The organism is Sphingopyxis sp. BE259 (assembly GCF_031457495.1).
GTDB lineage: Bacteria > Pseudomonadota > Alphaproteobacteria > Sphingomonadales > Sphingomonadaceae > Sphingopyxis.
Window position 1 is genome coordinate 3,413,702 of the sequence record NZ_JAVDWM010000001.1, and the last position, 18,118, is coordinate 3,431,819.

At 65.7% G+C, this 18,118-nt stretch carries 15 protein-coding genes and 1 pseudogene; 8 read left to right on the plus strand and 8 right to left on the minus strand.

What is annotated here, in order from left to right:
- The first annotated feature begins 47 nt into the window (after window positions 1-47).
- Together J2X44_RS16370 and J2X44_RS16375 are read left to right on the plus strand one after the other, a co-directional pair.
- Window positions 48-227, plus strand: coding sequence for a hypothetical protein (locus tag J2X44_RS16370; RefSeq protein WP_310086422.1), 180 nt, complete (start codon window positions 48-50; stop codon window positions 225-227).
- A 188-nt stretch (window positions 228-415) separates the two neighbouring features.
- A complete protein-coding gene (locus J2X44_RS16375; protein WP_310249347.1) occupies window positions 416-1,660 on the plus strand; it encodes a diguanylate cyclase in 1,245 nt (414 codons plus the stop codon).
- Window positions 1,661-1,669: 9 nt separating this feature from the next.
- Here J2X44_RS16375 and J2X44_RS16380 read toward each other — a convergent pair whose 3' ends face one another.
- The 4 genes and pseudogenes from J2X44_RS16380 to ffh all read right to left on the minus strand — a co-directional run bounded on the left by J2X44_RS16380 (window position 1,670) and on the right by ffh (window position 5,977).
- Window positions 1,670-3,178 carry a serine hydrolase domain-containing protein gene (locus J2X44_RS16380; protein WP_310086426.1) on the minus strand — a complete coding sequence of 503 codons (1,509 nt, stop codon included), beginning with the start codon at window positions 3,176-3,178 and terminating at the stop codon, window positions 1,670-1,672.
- Window positions 3,179-3,290: 112 nt separating this feature from the next.
- Window positions 3,291-3,785: a ribosome maturation factor RimM gene (gene rimM / locus J2X44_RS16385; RefSeq protein ID WP_310086427.1), complete on the minus strand. Its 495-nt coding sequence runs from the start codon at window positions 3,783-3,785 to the stop codon at window positions 3,291-3,293.
- 225 nt (window positions 3,786-4,010) lie between these two features.
- A pseudogene (rpsP, locus tag J2X44_RS16390) lies at window positions 4,011-4,481 on the minus strand (30S ribosomal protein S16); the annotation flags it as partial.
- A 53-nt stretch (window positions 4,482-4,534) separates the two neighbouring features.
- Window positions 4,535-5,977: a signal recognition particle protein gene (gene ffh / locus J2X44_RS16395; protein ID WP_310086429.1), complete on the minus strand. Its 1,443-nt coding sequence runs from the start codon at window positions 5,975-5,977 to the stop codon at window positions 4,535-4,537.
- A gap of 248 nt (window positions 5,978-6,225) precedes the next feature.
- Here ffh and J2X44_RS16400 point away from each other — a divergent pair, with 248 nt between their 5' ends.
- The 6 genes from J2X44_RS16400 to J2X44_RS16425 all read left to right on the plus strand — a co-directional run bounded on the left by J2X44_RS16400 (window position 6,226) and on the right by J2X44_RS16425 (window position 12,496).
- Window positions 6,226-7,869, plus strand: coding sequence for an EAL domain-containing protein (locus tag J2X44_RS16400; protein WP_310086432.1), 1,644 nt, complete (start codon window positions 6,226-6,228; stop codon window positions 7,867-7,869).
- Between the two features lie 233 nt (window positions 7,870-8,102).
- Window positions 8,103-8,909, plus strand: coding sequence for a diaminopimelate epimerase (gene dapF / locus J2X44_RS16405; protein WP_310086434.1), 807 nt, complete (start codon window positions 8,103-8,105; stop codon window positions 8,907-8,909).
- Window positions 8,906-10,243 carry a tRNA (N(6)-L-threonylcarbamoyladenosine(37)-C(2))-methylthiotransferase MtaB gene (gene mtaB, locus J2X44_RS16410; RefSeq protein ID WP_310086437.1) on the plus strand — a complete coding sequence of 446 codons (1,338 nt, stop codon included), beginning with the start codon at window positions 8,906-8,908 and terminating at the stop codon, window positions 10,241-10,243. Before dapF ends, mtaB begins: the two co-directional genes overlap by 4 nt.
- Complete coding sequence (ftsY, locus tag J2X44_RS16415) at window positions 10,240-11,166, plus strand: signal recognition particle-docking protein FtsY (protein WP_310086440.1); 927 nt, start codon at window positions 10,240-10,242, stop codon at window positions 11,164-11,166. The genes mtaB and ftsY overlap by 4 nt, the downstream gene beginning before the upstream one ends.
- Entirely contained in the window at window positions 11,163-11,843 is a 681-nt protein-coding gene (locus tag J2X44_RS16420; protein ID WP_310086442.1) for an inner membrane-spanning protein YciB, read from the plus strand. Before ftsY ends, J2X44_RS16420 begins: the two co-directional genes overlap by 4 nt.
- An 80-nt stretch (window positions 11,844-11,923) precedes the next feature.
- On the plus strand, window positions 11,924-12,496 hold the full coding sequence (locus tag J2X44_RS16425; RefSeq protein ID WP_310086446.1) for a urate hydroxylase PuuD: 573 nt from the start codon (window positions 11,924-11,926) through the stop codon (window positions 12,494-12,496).
- A 40-nt stretch (window positions 12,497-12,536) separates the two neighbouring features.
- Here J2X44_RS16425 and J2X44_RS16430 read toward each other — a convergent pair whose 3' ends face one another.
- The 4 genes from J2X44_RS16430 to J2X44_RS16445 all read right to left on the minus strand — a co-directional run bounded on the left by J2X44_RS16430 (window position 12,537) and on the right by J2X44_RS16445 (window position 18,051).
- Entirely contained in the window at window positions 12,537-13,091 is a 555-nt protein-coding gene (locus J2X44_RS16430) for a gamma carbonic anhydrase family protein (RefSeq protein ID WP_310086449.1), read from the minus strand.
- Window positions 13,088-15,340 carry a fused MFS/spermidine synthase gene (locus J2X44_RS16435; RefSeq protein WP_310086451.1) on the minus strand — a complete coding sequence of 751 codons (2,253 nt, stop codon included), beginning with the start codon at window positions 15,338-15,340 and terminating at the stop codon, window positions 13,088-13,090. The genes J2X44_RS16430 and J2X44_RS16435 overlap by 4 nt, the downstream gene beginning before the upstream one ends.
- Window positions 15,341-15,362: 22 nt before the next feature.
- Window positions 15,363-16,361 carry a porphobilinogen synthase gene (gene hemB, locus J2X44_RS16440; RefSeq protein WP_310086453.1) on the minus strand — a complete coding sequence of 333 codons (999 nt, stop codon included), beginning with the start codon at window positions 16,359-16,361 and terminating at the stop codon, window positions 15,363-15,365.
- A gap of 175 nt (window positions 16,362-16,536) precedes the next feature.
- Complete coding sequence (locus J2X44_RS16445) at window positions 16,537-18,051, minus strand: M23 family metallopeptidase (protein ID WP_310086455.1); 1,515 nt, start codon at window positions 18,049-18,051, stop codon at window positions 16,537-16,539.
- Between the last annotated feature and the right edge of the window lie 67 nt (window positions 18,052-18,118).

An 18,118-nucleotide genomic window follows, 5' to 3' on the forward strand; every position in this document is an offset into this window, starting at 1 on the left:
GCGCCAAAGGGGCAACTTGCAAGCATCGGATCAACAGGAGAAACCCGATGAAGGACGAACTTTGGATGCGGACCTGGAACGACGGCCATCCCCGTTTCAGCGACGATTTGCACCGTGGTCTGCTGTGGCTCGCCGCCCCGTTGCGACGGATCGGTGCTTCGATCAAGCGACCCGCAGCCCCGGCGGAGCCGGTGCCTTTGCCCGCGGCCCAGCGCGATGCTGCCTGATGCCATGGCACAAGGCCGGCTAATAATGGAAACCGTCCGGCCGTAGCCGCGATCTGGGCGAAGGGAGTCCCCGCCCCTTGGCGCCCTTCGCCCCGATCGCGGCTACGGCATCGCGATTCTCAACATCGCATTAACCAAAAATCAGTCGCTGCGCGCCTAGCGTCCCTGGCTTGAAACAAGGGGACCGCATGGTGCGAGGGGCGCGAATAGCGATGGTTGGAGCGGCGCTGCTTGGCGCCGCCGCGCCCGCGCGCGCGCAATCGTCGTTCGCCGACGCGACCAGCATGACCTGGGACGGGGTGCTGACCGGCGTGTTCCTGGGCCTGCTGCTCTTTTCGCTCGCTTATAACGCCGCCTTTTTCGGCTTGCTGCGCGAACGTTTCCTGATCTGGCAAAGCGCCCGCACCTTTTGCTATTTCGCGCTCGCGGTCGCCTTGTCGCCGCTGGCCATGGGACCGTGGTTGACGCCCGACAGCTTTGCGCGCCAAGTCTGGATCACGATATTCTTTGACTTGAGCCTCGTCGTGTCGGGGGTGTTCCTGCGCTCCTATCTCGAACCCGGAATGATTGGCCCGCGGCTCTATCGCTGGCTCGGCTGGCCGCCCGTCCTGATCCTGCTCACCACCCCGGCAACACTGGTCCCCGACGCCTCTGGCTACATGATGCTCCGCAGTATCATGCTGGTCGCCATGCTGGCGCTGGCCGCGACGACGGTGGTGATCGCGCTGAAGCGCGGCAGCCGCACCGCGCGCTATCAGGCGGCAGCGTGGAGCGGCATCGGCGGGGTTTATGGGGTCAGCCTGTTCCACGATCTCGTGCTGGGCGAGCCGTTCGCCAGTTTCCTGTTCCTGCTGTTTCCGGCACTCGGGCTGGAAGTGATGCTCACCGCGTTCGGTATCCTCGATCGCCTGATGCGTCTGCGCCGCGAGCGGCAGGAGGCGCGCGCGCAGGCCGAGGCGATGCGGATCATCGCCCACACCGACCCGCTGACCGGGCTGCCCAACCGCCGCGCGATCGAGGAAAGTTTCAACGACGAACCGCCGGTCGCGATTGCGCTGGTCGACCTCGACCATTTCAAATCGATCAACGATCATCATGGCCATGACGTCGGCGACCGGGTGATCTTTGCCGCCGGGGTCGCGCTGGGGTCAGGATCGGCGCTGGCGGCGCGGGTCGGCGGCGAGGAGTTTGCGTTGCTGTTCCGCGGCGCGCCCGCCGCGGTCGCGATCGAAGCCGATCGACTGCGGCAGCGGATCGGCGCCTATGTCAAACAGATGGTGCCGCTGCTCGAACGCCCGGTGACGGCGAGCATGGGGCTGGTTCATATCGGCCGCAATACAAGTTTCGGCGCGGCGATGAAGTCGGCCGACATCAACCTGTACGCCGCCAAGGAAAGCGGGCGCAATCGGGTGGTGTTTATCGAGGCGGCGTGACGTGCGGCCTCAGGGCTCCACAACGCGAAAGCGCAGCGCCTGCAGCGTGATGGGTTCGGTCGGCGCCAGCAGCAATTGGCCGTCGAGCTGCCCGCGCTCGCAGATCAGGCGAAAATTGGCCGACAAGGCTCCGGTTGGGGTCAGTTTTTCATGCTCCGAACAGCGACCAACGGCAGCCTTCAATCGCGCGAATTCCGCGGCCCAGTTTTCCGCCGACCGATCGAGCAGAAAGTTCATCGCCAGCCCGCCCTGGAAGCGATTCAGATTGCCCTCCGCATAAGCCGCGCGCACCCGGTTGAACATGTCCCAGACGGCGGGCGACGTCGTAATCCGCCGCTCGGGTAGCAACCCCGCCTGGTCCATCGCCACCGCGCTGTCCCACGCGGGCGCCGAGGGTCCGGCGTAGGTCCGGTTCGACAGGGCAAATATGCCGACGCCGTGATCGGGCATCAGCATCACATGGCTGCCGTAGCCGGGATAGCCGCCGCCATGCGCGAGCGTCAGGCCGAGGTCGCAATCCTGCGCGACGCGCCAGCCCATGGCATAGGCCGCTGCCTGTTTGCAGGCCGTCGCGCCGCTGGCACCAATGCGGTTCGCCACCATCACGAAATTGAGCCCCTGCGCCATTTCGCGCACCGTCGCGCGCTTGACCGGGCCGGGGTCGGCGCCGTCGCGCGCCGGCCAGGCCGAAAGCAGGAAGGCGACCCATTTGGCATAGTCATTGGCGCTGACCTGAAGCCCGCCCATCGCGTTGAAGGCGCCGTCGATCATCTCGGGCTCCGGCGCCCAAGCGTCATTTTCCCAGCGATAGCCGCGCGCGTAATGCGCCTGCGGCGTCTTGGTCACGTCAAAGCCGCTGCCCGTCATGCCGAGCGGGGTCAGGATCGTCCGCTGGACATAATCGGTATAGGCCATGCCCGACGCATTGGCGACGATCCGGCCGAGCAAGGCGTAGCCGAAGTTGGAATATTCATGCTGGCCTTGCGGGACGCGGCTGAACGGCACCCCAGCGGCGATCATCTTGGTAAAATCGGCCTGCGGCAAGACTTGTTGCCGGTCGCCCCACGGATCGTCGGTGACAAAACCGCCGACATGGTGGAGGAGATCGCGCACCCGGATGCGCGGGCTGTCGCTGGTCGGATAGGTCCAGCGCTTCATTTCGGGGATATGGTCTTCGGCCAGATCGTCGAGGCGCAGCTTGCCGTCATCGCGCAGCTTGAGGATAGCGAGCGCTGTGAACGCCTTGGTCATCGATGCGATGCGAAAGCGGCTGTCGGCGGTGACCGCGCTATTGTCGCCGAGATTCTGGACGCCAACGCCCTTCACATAAGCGAGCTTGCCGTCGCTGACGATGCCATAGACCATCCCCGGAACATGCGCGTCGGCCTGAAATTTGGCGAACAGCGCGTCGATTTCGGGGGTGAGCTGGTCGAGCGTCTTGGGGGCGGCGTCCTGCGCTAGCGCGGCAGGCGAGGCAGTCAGTACAGCCGCCAGAACAATAGCCAATCTTGCGCGCATTAAACCCTCCGATCGTGCCGAGCTTGTCGAAGCACAGCTCTTTTTTGCACATAGAAAGGAAGAACGGCCCTTCGACAAGCTCAGGGCGAACGGATTCTGTTGGGCCGTCGCTTTATTCGACGAACGCGGCGTCGATCGTCACGCCATCGTCATTCCACGTCGGCACCGCGCGCGCGGTCATCGGGACCATGAAGCGTTTGCCGTCCGGGCGCTGGATTTCGAGGATGTCGCCCGCTCCGAAATTGTCGATCGCGACGATTTCGCCCACCGCGCCGCCGTCGGTCGAAATGCAGGGCAGGCCGAGCAGGTCGTGATGGTAATATTCGCCGTCACCCAGCGGCGGCAGCGCCGAGCGCGGGACGGTCAGCACCGTGCCACGCAGTGCCTCGGCACCCGAGCGGTCGGTCACCTCGGCAAAAGTCGCCACCGCGCCCTGATTGGCGGGGCGCACCGATTTCAGGGTCAGCTTGCGCTCGCCTGCCGCAAACACGGAAAAGGCGCGGAGAGACTCCGCGCCTTCACCAAACAGCTTGAGCCGCACCTCGCCCCGCACCCCATGCGCGCCGGCGATGGCGGCCAAGGTGACGGGACGATCGGCGTTGGCCAAGACTTAGGCCTTGGCTTCTTCGCCAGCTTCTTCAGCAGGCGCGTCTTCGGCGGCGGCTTCTTCAGCAACCGGAGCAGCCGGCGCTTCTTCGGCCGGGCCGCCTTCGGCAGCCTGTTCGGCCATCGCGGTCGCATCTTCGGCGGTCGCGTCGGCCGGGGTTTCGTCGGCGACAGCGTCGGCAACGGCTTCGGCGGTGGCTTCGCTCTTCACCGAACCGGTTGCATCCGATTCAGCGGCTTCGGGAGCAGCAACTTCTTCAGCCGGCGCTTCTTCAGCGGCCACTTCCGGAGCGGCTTCTTCGACCGCTTCGGGTTCGGGCGCCGGAGCGGCAGCAGCAGCGGCTGCGGCTTCTTCGGCGTCAGCGATCTTCTGGGCCTTTTCCTCGGCACGTTCCTTGGCCTTTTCGCCCGGGACCGCCTTGTTCGGGTTGTTGCGCGCGGCGCGTTCCTGGACCCCGGCGGCGTCGAGGAAGCGGGCGACCCGGTCGCTCGGCTGGGCGCCGACGCTCAGCCAATGCTTCGCGCGGTCGGCGTCGAGTTTGATGCGCTCGGGATTGTCCTTGGCGAGCAGCGGGTTGTAGCTGCCGATGCGTTCGATGAAACGGCCATCGCGCGGGCTGCGCGAATCGGCGACGACGATCTTGTAGTAAGGACGCTTTTTAGAACCGCCGCGGGCGAGGCGAATAGCAGTAGCCATGATATTTTCCTTTTGTCTGTAAACTGAAATTGGAAACTGAAAATCGGGTGTAATTACTTCTTTTTATTCATAAAATTTGCGAGTTCCGGCGGGATCGATCCACCACCGCCAAGGCCGGGCATTCCGCCCATGCCACCGCCCATACCGGGAATTCCGCCGCCCTTGCCGAACAGCGCGCCGAGCCCTTTCAGCCCGCCCATCTTGCGGATCTTCTTCATCGCGCCGGCCATTTCCTGATGCATCTTCAGCACCTTGTTGACCTGTTGCACCGTGGTGCCCGACCCGTTGGCGATGCGGATCTTGCGCTTCGCGGTCAGAATTTCGGGCTTGGCGCGTTCCTTGGGGGTCATCGACCCCATGATCGCATCGAAATGGATCAGCATCTTGTCGTCGGCGCCGCCCTGCGCCATCGCGACCTGCGCTTTTTTGATGCCGGGGATCATGCCCGCGAGCGCGCCGAGGCCGCCCATGCGGCGCATCTGGTTGAGCTGCGTTCTGAGGTCGTTGAGGTCGAACTGGCCCTTGGCCATCTTCGCCGCCATCGCCTCGGCCTCATCGGCCTGGATCGTTTCGGCGGCGCGCTCGACCAGGCTGACAACGTCACCCATGCCAAGGATGCGGCCCGCGATGCGCGACGGTTGGAACAGTTCGAGCCCGTCGAGCTTTTCGCCGGTACCCGCAAATTTGATCGGCTTGCCGGTGACGGCGCGCATCGACAGCGCGGCGCCGCCGCGCGCGTCGCCGTCCATGCGGGTGAGCACGACGCCGGTGAGCGGCACCTGATCGCTGAACCGCTGCGCGACCTGCACCGCGTCCTGCCCGGTCAGGCTATCGACGACGAGCAGGGTTTCGGCGGGGTTCGCGGTGCGCGACACGGCCTGCATCTCGTCCATCAGCTGCTGATCGACGTGGAGCCGGCCCGCGGTGTCGAGCATCAGGACGTCATAGCCCTGCAGCTTCGCCGCCTGCATCGCGCGCTGGGCGATTTCGACCGGCTGTTGGCCCGCGACGATCGGCAGCGTCGCGACGTCGATCTGCTGGCCGAGGACGGCGAGTTGTTCCTGCGCGGCGGGGCGATTGACGTCGAGCGACGCCATCAACACCTTCTTGCGCTCTTTTTCCTTGAGCCGCTTCGCGATCTTCGCGGTGGTCGTCGTTTTACCCGAGCCCTGCAGGCCGACCATCATGATCACGGCGGGCGGGGTAACGGCAAGGTCGAGCTCGGCGGTTTCGGAGCCGAGCATTTCGGTCAGCGCGTCGCTGACGATCTTGACGACCTGTTGCCCCGGCGTGACCGAGCGCAGGACATTCTGGCCGATCGCAAGGTCGGTGACCTGATCGACGAAGCTGCGCACCACGGGCAGCGCAACGTCGGCTTCGAGCAGGGCGATTCGCACTTCGCGCATCGCGGCGCGCACGTCGGCCTCGGTCAGCGCGCCGCGACCGCGGAGCTTCCCGAAAACATCGCTCAGCCGATTGCTCAGACTATCGAACACCGCCACAAATCCTTCGTTTCGACGCCCGCAACGCAAAACACGCCGGTGAGCGAAACCTCGCCAACCAGCGGTTATCCGTGGACACAACTTCCGTCGCGGACATCGATATGCCCGGTCGCAAGATGCGGCCGAACGGGGCGCCATTACACCGATCACCCGGCAAAGGCAAGCGAGCGCCGGGGATGGCGACTTAACCCAAATTTCACCGCTTTGCGTGCATTAAGGCGGCGATGGTGGGGAAAATTCATATGATGGCAACGCCGAAGCAACCCGATCGCAGCGAGAGCGCCAAGCGCGACATCGTCGCCGGCGGTATCGTCGTCGCGGCGATCCTGTTGTTCGTCGGCACCGGCAGTACCGTCCTGCAAGCAGTCGTCCACACGCTGATCGGCATCGGCGGCGGCCCAGACCGCGCGCTGGCCGCGGCGATGGTGCTCAACGTCGCGCTGATCCTGTTCGGCTGGCGTCGTTACGAAGACCTGAACCGCGAAATCCGCGAGCGGACCGAGGCCGAGCAGCGCGCCCGCTATCTGGCCGATACCGATCCGCTTACCGGCTTCCTCAATCGCCGGTCCCTGCTGGCCACGGGGCAGCAACAGGTCGCCGATGCGGTCGCCAACCAGCGCCAGGTCGCGCTGTTCCTGCTCGACCTCGACCATTTCAAGACCGTCAACGACATCCATGGCCACGCCGCGGGCGACCGCGTGCTCCAGGTCGCCGCCGAGCGCATTTCGGCGATCCTGCCGCCCAATGCGACCAAAGCGCGGCTGGGCGGCGACGAATTTGTCGCGATGCTGGCGTTCGAGCCCGCAGCGCATGCCGATATCGACGCGCTTGCCGCCGAGCTGGTCGCGGCGCTGGAAAATTCGATCACCCACGACGGCCAGCAAATCCGCATCGGCGCATCGCTGGGCATCGCGCTCGCCGACGATGCCAGCGTGACCATGGAAACGATGGTCCGGCAGGCCGACATCGCGATGTATCATTGCAAGGACGAAGGGCGGAACCGCTTCTGCTGGTTCGAACCCGGCATGGAAATGGCGGTCCAGGTCCGCAACCAGATCGAAACCGGCATTCGGGAAGGCATGCCGCGCGGGGAATTCGTGCCGCATTTCGAACCACAGGTGGACATCGCCACGGGTCGGCTGGTCGGCTTTGAAATGCTGATGCGCTGGGAATCGCCCGAATATGGCATGATCCCGCCCGAACGTTTCATCCCGGTGGCCGAGGAAAGCGGGCTGATCGGCGAATTGTCGTTGCAGGTCATCCGGGCCGCGATGGAGATTGCCAAGCGCTGGGATCCGTCGATCCTGCTCGCGGTGAATATCTCGCCGCAGCAGTTGAAGGACCCGTGGTTCAGCCAGAAGCTGACCAAGCTGCTCGTCGAAGTCGGTTTCCCGGCCAACCAGCTTGAGGTCGAGATTACCGAAAGCTCGTTGTTCGAAAATCTGCCGCTCGTCCGTTCGATCGTCACCAGTTTGAAGAACCAAGGCGTGTCGCTGAGCCTCGACGATTTCGGGACCGGCTATTCCTCGCTGTCGCACCTGCGCGCGTTGCCGTTCGACCGGATCAAGATCGACCGCAGCTTCGTCGCCGCAATGCGCGGCAGCCCCGATGCCCAGGCCATCGTCGTGGCGATCGTGCGACTGGGCGAAAGCCTGGCGATGCCGATCACCGCCGAAGGCGTCGAGGACGAGGCGACCGCGATCGAACTGACCCGGCTGGGCTGTGCCAAGGGTCAGGGCTGGTATTTCGGCCGCGCCGCATCCGCCGCCGACACCGAACGCCTACTCGCCGACCGTGGGTTGCTCCGTGCGCCAATGGTGCCGCCGACAAGTCCGGATACGGGTTCGGACACCGAGGGCGCAGAACCGCTGCGCAAAACGGCGTAAACTTCTTCCCTCCCCCTTGATGGGGGAGGAGCGAGACTTGCCAGCTCGCTGGCTTAGTCGCAGCGGTAGGGGTGCGCTCGCGCCCTGAAACAGCGGTGCAAGAACGCACCATCACCCCCATCCAACTCCGCCTAATCGCTGCGCGATAAGGCTCCATATCCTTCCCCCATCAAGGGGGAAGGTCCATATGGCTCGCTAGACTTCCCCGCCCTGCGCCCTTACATGCGCGGACTATGGCGGACCGCTTCACCAAGATGCATGGGCTGGGCAACGACTTCGTCGTCATCGACGCGCGCACAAACGCAGTCGAGATGACGCCCGCGCGCGCCCACGCCATCGCCGACCGGCGGCATGGCATCGGCTGCGATCAGCTGATCCTGCTCGAGACATCGACCAAGGCGGATGTGCGGATGCGGATTTTCAACGCCGACGGCAGCGAGGTCGAGGCGTGCGGCAATGCGACGCGCTGTGTCGCAACCCTGATCGGGCGGGCCGCGGTGATCGAAACGCTGGGTGGGATGCTGCGCGTCACCCCGGCCGACGGCGGCGCCGAAGTCGTACTGGGCGAGCCGTCGTTCGACTGGGAGCATATTCCGCTGGCGATGCCGATGGACACCCGCGACATGCCGGTCGCGTGGGACGAGCTGGAACATGGCGCGGCCGTCAACGTCGGCAATCCGCACATCGTATTTTTTGTGCCCGAGGCCGATGCGGTCGCGCTTGACGCGCTTGGCCCGCGGATCGAGACCGACCCGCTGTTCCCCGAACGCGTCAACGTCAATGTCGCGAGCCTGGACGGCGACAACCAATTGCAACTGCGCGTGTGGGAGCGCGGCGTCGGATTGACGCAAGCGTGCGGCACCGGCGCCTGCGCGACTGCGGTCGCGGCGATCCGCGCGGGGCTGGTGCAGTCGCCGGTCACCGTCGCGCTGCCCGGCGGCGACCTGATCATCCGCTGGGCGCCGGGCGAGCCGATCGTGATGAGCGGCGCCGCGACGCGGGTGTATGAGGGCGAGACCGACTGGGCACAGTTCGGATGAGCGTCAAAATGATGGACGGCCCCGAAGTCGTCAATTTCGGATGTCGGCTGAATATCGCCGAGGGTGAAGCGATCCGCGCCGCGGCGGTCGAAGCGGGAGCACGCGATACCATCATCTTCAACAGCTGCGCAGTGACCGACGAAGCGGTGCGGCAGGCGCGGCAGGCGGTGCGGCGCGCGCTGCGTGAGCGGCCGGGGGCGGATGTGGTCGTGACCGGGTGCGCGGCGGAGCTCGAGGCCGCGCGGTTTGCAGGCATGGGCGCGCGGGTGGTGCGCAATGATGCAAAGGGGTTGACTGGAAGTTATCAAGACAAGGTCGGTGCTTCGACAAGCTCAGCACGAACGGAATTTGAAGACGGTTCAATCTCTCAACCGTTTGCGCTTAGCTTGCCGGAGTCGAAGAGGGCGCGGGGCGCCAACGGCCGTGCTTCTTCTCCCTATACCCCCGCCCTCTCCGGCGCCGACCACGCGCGCGCCTTTCTGGGTGTGCAGACCGGTTGCTCGCATAGTTGCACCTTCTGCGCGACGGTCATGGCGCGCGGGACGGCGCGGTCGGCGACGGTTGCCGCAGTGGTCGATGCAGCGCGCACCGCGCTCGATCGCGGTCAGCGCGAAATCATCCTGACCGGGGTCGATCTGGCGAGTTATGGCGATGACAGCGGCACCACGCTTGCGACGCTGGTCGAAGCGCTGCTCGCGCTGCCCGACCTTGCCCGACTGCGCCTCTCCTCGCTCGACCCGAACCGCATCGACGACCATCTGTTCGCGCTGCTGACACAGGAAGCGCGCATCATGCCGCATGTTCACCTGTCGTTGCAGGCCGGCGACGACATGGTGCTGACGCGGATGAAGCGCCGCCATCGCCGCGCCGATGTTGTCGCGCTTGTGGCGCGGCTCAAAGCGGCGCGACCCGAGATTGCGATCGGCGCCGACCTGATCGCGGGTTTTCCGACCGAAGATGACGCGATGTTTGCGGGTTCGCTGGCGCTGATCGACGATTGCGACATCGTCTTTGGCCATATCTTTCCTTACAGCCCGCGCGCCGGAACCGCCGCGGCGCGGATGCCGCAGGTCGAGCGCACCATCGCGCGCGAACGCGCCGCAACGCTGCGCGAGGCCAATGCGCGGCGGCGCCACAACTGGCTCGACCGCCAGATCGGTGTCTCCGCATCGATGCTGGTCGAGCGCGACGGGCTGACCGGCCATGCCGAAAATTTTGCCGCCATCCGCCTGACCGCGCCCGCCGCGCCGGGTACCATCATCGCCGCGCGGATGGCCGCGCGCGACGGAGACCGCATGATCGCCACCCCCATGATAGAGGACATCGCCGCATGAGCGGACAAAGCTGGAGCGAACGGCTGCTCGGCGGTTTCAAGCGCACGTCCGAACGGCTGGGCGAGAACCTCGCCGGGCTGACCGGCAAGGCGCGGCTCGACGAAGACGATCTCGACCGGATCGAGGAAGCGCTGATCACCGCCGACTTGGGCCCGGCAATGGCGGGCCGCATCCGCGAACGGCTGGCCTCGCGGCGCGATGCGGTGGCGGGCGGCGTCGAGGAACTGCGCAAGATCGTCGCCGAAGAAATCGCCGCAGTGCTGCGCCCGGTGGCCGAGCCGCTCGACATCGACGCCTTTCCGCGCCCGCAGGTGATTTTGGTGATCGGGGTCAACGGGTCGGGCAAGACCACGACGATCGCCAAGCTGGCGCATCTGTTCCAGGAACAGGATTATGGCGTGATGCTGGTCGCGGGCGATACGTTTCGCGCCGCCGCGATCGGCCAATTGAAGGTCTGGGCCGAACGGCTGGGCGTGCCGATCATGGCCGGACCCGAAGGCGGCGACAGCGCGGGCATCGTGTTCGACGCGGTGAAACAGGCAACCGCGACCGGCATCGACGTGCTGATCGTCGACACCGCCGGGCGGCTGCAGAACAAGCGTGAGTTGATGGACGAACTCGCCAAGATCAAGCGTGTGCTCGGCCGCCTCAATCCCGCCGCACCGCACGACGTCGTGCTGGTGCTCGACGCGACGACGGGGCAAAATGCACTGGCGCAGATCGACGTGTTCCGCGAGGTTGCCGGAGTCACGGGCCTCGTGATGACCAAGCTCGACGGCACCGCCCGCGGCGGGGTGTTGGTCGCCGCGGCCGAACGCCACGCCCTTCCCATCCATGCGATCGGCATCGGTGAAACCATCGAGGATCTTCGTCCATTCGACGCCGACGAGATCGCCGCCATTATCGCAGGGAATATCCGATGACCGCCTCCCCCATCGACGTGCCGCCGACCGGTCCCGAAGCAATTCCGGCCGCGCCGCCCGCCAAACATGGGTGGCTGAACTTCGTGATCGATTTCGGGCCGCTGCTCGTTTTCTTCATCGCCTATAAATTTTTCTCGGGCGGCGAGGGCGCGTTCGCCGCAACCGCCGCCGCGATCAAGGGCACTATCGCCTTCATGGTCGCCATCGTCATCGCGATGGCAGTGTCGAAATGGAAACTCGGCAAGATTTCACCGATGCTGTGGATGTCGAGCATCCTCGTCATCGGCTTCGGCGCGCTGACCATCTGGTTCCACGACGAGCGTTTCATCGTGATGAAGCCGACGATCATCTATGCCGCCTTTTCGGTGCTGCTGCTCGGCGGTTGGTGGTTCGGCAAGCCGATGCTGAAATATCTGTTGCAATCGGCGCTGGAGGGTTTGACCGACCGCGGCTGGCTGCTCTTGTCGCGCAACTGGGGGCTGTTTTTCGGCGCGCTCGGTATCGCCAACCATGTGATGTACGAGATGATCCAGGCGAAACAGATGAGTTTCGACCTGTGGCTGACCATCAAGGTGTGGGGCGTCACCGCCCTGTCGTTCCTGTTTACGTTCAGCCAGGTGCCGGTGATGCTGAAGCACGGCCTCACCGTCCCCGAGGACGCCACCGACAAAAGTTGAGTCCGGCCCCCGACGCTGGCATAGCGATGCCGTTCGGCAGCGGGTCGCGTCCCGTGCCGGTAAAACAGGGGGAAACTGCAATGGACAAATTTTTCGGCAATCTGCACGCCGTGCTGGGTGCGGGGCTGGTGCTCGCGATCATCCTGATGCTGGGCCTGAACGGCCAGAATTTCGAGGACGGCATCGCCGCCACCAACGCGGTCATGCGCTGGCTGCACACCTTTTTCGGCGTGCTGTGGATCGGCCTGCTCTATTATTTCAACTTCGTCCAGATTCCGACGATGCCGAAAATCCCGGCCGAACTGAAACCCGCCGTCGGCAAGCATATCGCCCCCGCCGCGTTGTTCTGGTTCCGCTGGGCGGCGTTGATCACCGTGCTGCTGGGCGTCGCGATCGCCGGCCACGCCAAATATCTGGTCCCCGCGTTGGGCTTGCAGGATCCCTACAAGCTGATCGGCGTCGGCATGTGGCTGGGGCTGATCATGGCGTTCAACGTGTGGTTCGTGATCTGGCCGAACCAGAAAAAGGCGCTGGGTATCGTCGAAGCCGACGATGCGACCAAAGCCAAGGCTGCCAAGACCGCGATGATTTTTTCGCGGACCAACACCCTGCTGTCGATCCCGATGCTGTATGCGATGGTGAACTTCAGCTGAGGTCGTCGTCTCCCCTCCCGCTTGCGGGAGGGGTTTCGTTTCAGTCCTCCAACGCCGCCTTGTGCATCCGGCCGTTCATCACATAGTGCGCGACCCCCATCTGCATGCCCGCGGCCTGCGCGTCGTCGATCTCGCGCACCCGCCGCGCCGGAGCGCCGGCCCACAGCTCACGGTCCGGTATTTCCTTGTTCTCGGTCAAAAGCGCCCCGGCCGCCAGCATCGCGTCGCTGCCGATCCGGCATCCGTTCATCACCGTCGCCTTCAGCCCGACGAACGCGCGGTCGGCGAGGGTGGAGCCGTGGACCATCGCCATATGGCCAATCAGCACATCTTCGCCCACGATCGTCGGAAAGCCGTCGGGGCGATGCGGCATCGGGCCGTCGCAATGGACGATACTGCCGTCCTGGATGTTCGATCGTGCGCCGATAACGATGCAGCTGACGTCGGCGCGCAGCACGCAATTATACCAGATGCTGACGTCGGGCCCGATCGTCACGTCGCCGATGATCCGGCACCCCGGCGCGATGAAGGCGCTCGGGTCGATCTGCGGCGTCTTGCCATTGATGCTGATGATGCTCACGTCGCGGTAGGTCATTCGTCATGTTTCCCGATCAGGCTGCCCCACATGAGTACCGGCAGCGTTGAGGCATAATCGTCGGTCCAGCGTTCGAACCCGGCGCGCGCGGCCAGCGGCACCCAGGCGCCATCCTTTGCCGCGTCGCCGCGCGGACGAAGGCCGCCGGTCAGCTGCTGCATCCGCTGCGGCGTCGCGGTCAGTGCGACCCAGTTCGACCCCGTCAGGTCGCCATATTCGTCGCCCGCCGGGCCGGGATCCATCCGGATCGCGCTGGACCAGCCGCGCGCGCGCGCTTCCTCGGCCAGCACCGGTTCCAGCCCGAAAAAGCGGTTCGAGATATGGATCAGCAGCACGCCGCCCGGTTTCAGAGCGCGTTTGTAGATGCCGATCGCTTCGCTGGTCAGCAGGTGCAGCGGGATCGCGTCGGACGAAAAGGCGTCGATGACCAAGATGTCGAACTGGGCCGCGGGCTGCTCGGCGATTTTCAGTCGCGCATCGCCGATGACGATCGGGCTGTCGCCGGCACAATCGGACAGGAAGGTGAATTTGGTGGGATCGCGGGCAATATCGACCATCACCGGATCGATCTCGAAAATCGTCCATTGCTGGCCCGGCCGCCGATAGCAGGCGAGCGTCCCCGCCCCCAGCCCGACGATGCCGACCGACGCGGCGGGTCCCGCCAGCGCCTCGGCCTGGCTCAGCGTCAGGCCGACCCCCGATTTGGGGCCATAATAGGTCGTCGGTTCGCGGCGATGCGCCGGGTCGGTGCGCTGCAACCCGTGCAGCGTCGTGCCGTGCGCCAGGCGGCGCTGGCGTTGCGCGGGATAGTCGGTGACGGTGTAGACGCCAAAATAGCTGCGGACCCGCGCGCCGGTAAAACTTTCCTGCACGGTGTCCCAGCCGCCGACGCCGATCATCAGCAGGCCCAGCACGGTCACAAAGGCCCAGCGCCAGCCGATCACCAACAGCCCGACGGCAAACAGCGCGACGCCCCAGGCCGCCGTCGATCCTTCGAGCACACCGCCCCAGTCGCGGACCATCCGCCAGCAGGCGAACGCCGCGATCGCGACCAGCGCCGCCGCGACGATCCGCGCGCGCGGCGCGGACAGGCGCAACCACTGGTTCCACGGCAGCAGCGCCGGAAGCGGCAGCAGCGCCGCTGCGGCAAGAATCAGCAACGGATGTTCGTACACCCAGTCGAACAGCAGCGGCGCAAACAGCGCCGCGAACAGTCCGCCGAGCACGCCGCCCGCCGACATCACCAGATAAAACAGCGTCAGATGCTGCGTCGCCGGGCGCAGGTGATACAGATAGCCGTGCAATGCGGTCGCCACGACAAACAGCATCGCCAGGCTGGCCAGCGCGATCATCATCGACCCACCGCCCGAACTGAGCAGGCCGAGCCCGCCAACCGCGAGCAGCACCGCCGGGGCAATGAAGGTGATAATCTCGGTCAGCCGGTCCATCGTCGAAAAGGCGATCACGAAGCTGAGCAGATAGAGCCCGAGCGGTAGCACCCAGAGCAGCGGCATCGCAACAATATCGGTGGTCAGATGCGTGGTCGTCGACAGCATCAGGCCCGATGGCACTGCCGCGATGAACAGCCAGTGGAGCTGGCGCCGCAGCGTGGGCCGCGGCTCCACAGCCCCCGCGGCATCGCCCACCACGTCCGCTCGCCCGTGCCAGCGCGCCGCGGCGCTGGCCGCGACCAGCACGACGAGCAGGGCATATCCCGCGGTCCAGCCCCAGCTTTGCGCCGCCAGCGGCAACGCCGGTTCGACGAGCGCCGGATAGCTGATCAGTCCGGCAAAACTGCCGAGATTCGATGCGGCGTAGAGATAATAGGGGTCACCCGCGCGGGCGTCGGCGGCAAACCAGCGCTGCATCAGCGGCGCCTGCGCCGACACCATGAAGAACACCGGGCCGATCGACGCCAGCAACAACAGCGGCACCCACAACGCCTCTTGCCCCGGCCCGGGCGGCGCGATCTGGGCAATCCCGATCGGCAGCCACAGCGCGGCGACCAGGAACAGCGCGACGTGGATGATCGCCTGGCGCCGCACCGTAAAGCGGCCAAGCCAATGGGCATAGGCATAGCCGCCGAGCAGCAGCGCCTGATAGACCAGCATCGCGCTGTTCCACACCGCCGGAGCGCCGCCGAGCTTCGGCAGCACCATCCGCGCCACCATCGGTTGCACCTGAAAGAGAAGGAAGCTGCCGACCAATATGGTCAGCACGAACAGCCAGCGCCGCGGTAACGCAGTCATAACAAGCCCACCCCTTATTCGATTATTTGTTCAATAGCCGCGCGGCGTCGAGCGCATGATAGGTCAACACCCCTGACGCCCCGGCGCGGCGGAACGCCAGCAGGGTTTCGAGCACCAGCGCGTCACGGTCGCCCGCACCCGCCGCCGCAGCCGCCTCGATCATCGCATATTCGCCCGACACCTGATACGCATAGACCGGCACCGCAAAGTTCGCCTTCACCGCCGCAACGATGTCGAGATAGGGCAGCCCGGGCTTCACCATCACGCTGTCGGCGCCCTCGGCCAGATCCTGCGCGACCTCGCGCAGCGCCTCTTCAGCGTTGGCGGGGTCCATCTGATAGGTTTTCTTGTCGCCCTGAAGCAGCCCGCGCGAGCCCACCGCGTCGCGGAACGGGCCATAAAAGGCCGAGGCATATTTGGCGGCGTAGCTCATGATCTGGACATGGCCGAACCCTTCGGCCTCCAGCGCCTGTCGGATCGCGCCGATGCGCCCGTCCATCATGTCGCTGGGCGCGATGATGTCGGCACCGGCGCGCGCCTGATTCAGCGCCTGTCCGACCAGCACCTCGACCGTTTCGTCATTGAGGACATAGCCTGTGTCGTCGATCAGCCCGTCCTGCCCATGGCTGGTATAGGGGTCGAGCGCCACATCGGTGAGCACCCCGATGTCGTCGCCCAGCGCCTGCTTGATCGCGGCGGTGGCGCGGCACATCAGATTGTCGGGATTGAGCGCCTCACCGCCATCGGCGCTGCGGCGGCCCGGCTGGGTATAGGGGAACAGCGCGAGGCACGGGATACCTGCGGCAACCGCATCGCGGGCGCGATCGACAAGCCGGTCAACCGACCAGCGCGACACCCCCGGCAGGCTGGTGATCGGTTCCTCGCTTTGCGCGCCGTCGCACACGAACAGCGGCCAGATCAGGTTCGACGGCCCCAGCGTCGTTTCGCGCACCATGGCACGGCTCCAGCCGGTGCGACGGGTGCGGCGGAGGCGAAGATCGGGGAAAGCGGCGTGGGTCATGCGGCGTGCATAGCGGGGTGCGGGCGCGGGGCAAATGGATATTGGCGGATTTCAAGGAACGCTAAACACCGTTCGTGTCGAGCGAAGTCGAGACACCCATCAATCTTGCATTGCGTCGATGGGTGTCTCGACTTCGCTCGACACGAACGGAATCAGATGTTGTTTGCTCGAGGGGTTAAATCCCGCCCTCAGCCCGCTTCGACGCCACGTCAGCAAGGCTACCGAGCTTCGGTCCTTCAACCTGCTTTGGTGCGATCGGGGTCAGCGCGGCGCCGGGCGCCACCGCGGTCAACGCCCGAATGCGGGCGCGGAAATCGGCGAGCGCTTTGCCTTCGAGCAAAGCGCGGGTGACGAAGGTCACCGACGACGGATTCACCGCGCGGCCGTTGCGATAGAGTTCGTAATGCAGGTGCGGGCCGGTCGACAGGCCGGTCGAGCCGATATAGCCGATCACCTGGCCGCGACCCACCCGCTGGCCCGGTCGCACCGCGATGCGGCTCATATGGCCATAGCCGGTGCCGAGGCCGTTGCCGTGGTTGAGCTTGACGAAATTGCCATAGCCGCCGTGGCGCCCGGCGATCGTCACGACGCCGTCGGTGACCGCATAGATGGGCGCGCCATAACCGCCGCCGAAATCCATGCCGCTGTGCATCCGTTTATAGCCGAGAATCGGGTGACGGCGCATCCCGAAGGTCGAAGTCACGCGGCCGTTGGTCGGACGCGCCATGCCGCCGCGCTGCTGCCCGACGCCCGACGCCTCGAACCATTGAGCGCGGCCATCGACAGTCCATTCGACCATCGACAGCTTGGCTTTGCCGCCGCGCACCAGCCCGGCGTAGAGCAGCTTGCCGGTCTCGCTTTCACCGGTTTCGGCGCGGCGGTAGTCGACGATGATGTCATATTCGTCGCTGGCGCGAATATCGCTGCCGACCGAAATCTGGCGGCCGATGACGCGCAGATAGGACTGGATCGCCGTCGCGGGCGCCCCGGCGGCACGGGCCGAGCGATACAGGCTGTCGCCGACCCGGCCGCGGATACGCAGCGGGGTGGTGTCGACCGCGATCGGGATGCGCCGCATCACCAGCCGGTCACCCTCGCGCTCCATTTCGATCCGCAGGTCAAAGCGGGCGCGCATCGCCAGCGCCTCGACCGGGCGCGGCATCGTGCGCGCGGCGCGGCGACCGAGAATCAGGTCGATGCGCGTCCCCGGCGCGATGTCGGCCAGCGGCACCGCGGCCGCCACCTGATTCGCCAGCGCCTGCGCCTCGCCGCCGCCGACGCCCGAGCGTTCGAGCAGGCGGGCAAAGCTGTCGCCACTGCCCAGCGTCGCGGTGAGTTCGATCTGCGGCCGTTCGGGGGTCTGGGTGAGCGGGCGGACCGCATCGGTCGCCGCCATATGCCGCCCGGTGTCGCCGCCGAGCGCCAGCGGCACGATCATCTGGGCGCGCGCTTCGTTGAAGTCGGCAGCATCGAGCGCCGGGGCACCCCCGACGGCAAGTGGCTGAATTCCGGGGAAACTGGCGATCGCGGTGCCGCACAGAAGGGTCAAGGTCGCCAGCCCGCGCCACCATTCGGCCGAGCCGATATTGTCGCCAAGGTCGGGGACGAGATCAAGCCCGGCCAGCCGGTCGCGCCAGCCAAGCGCGTCCGAATCGACATCGCGCCGCGGCAGCGGGATCGCTTGCGACATCGTGAGGGCGGCGGCGTTGCCGGACATCCCCGCAATGGGTTCGTGACGCTGAAACAAAGTGCAACCC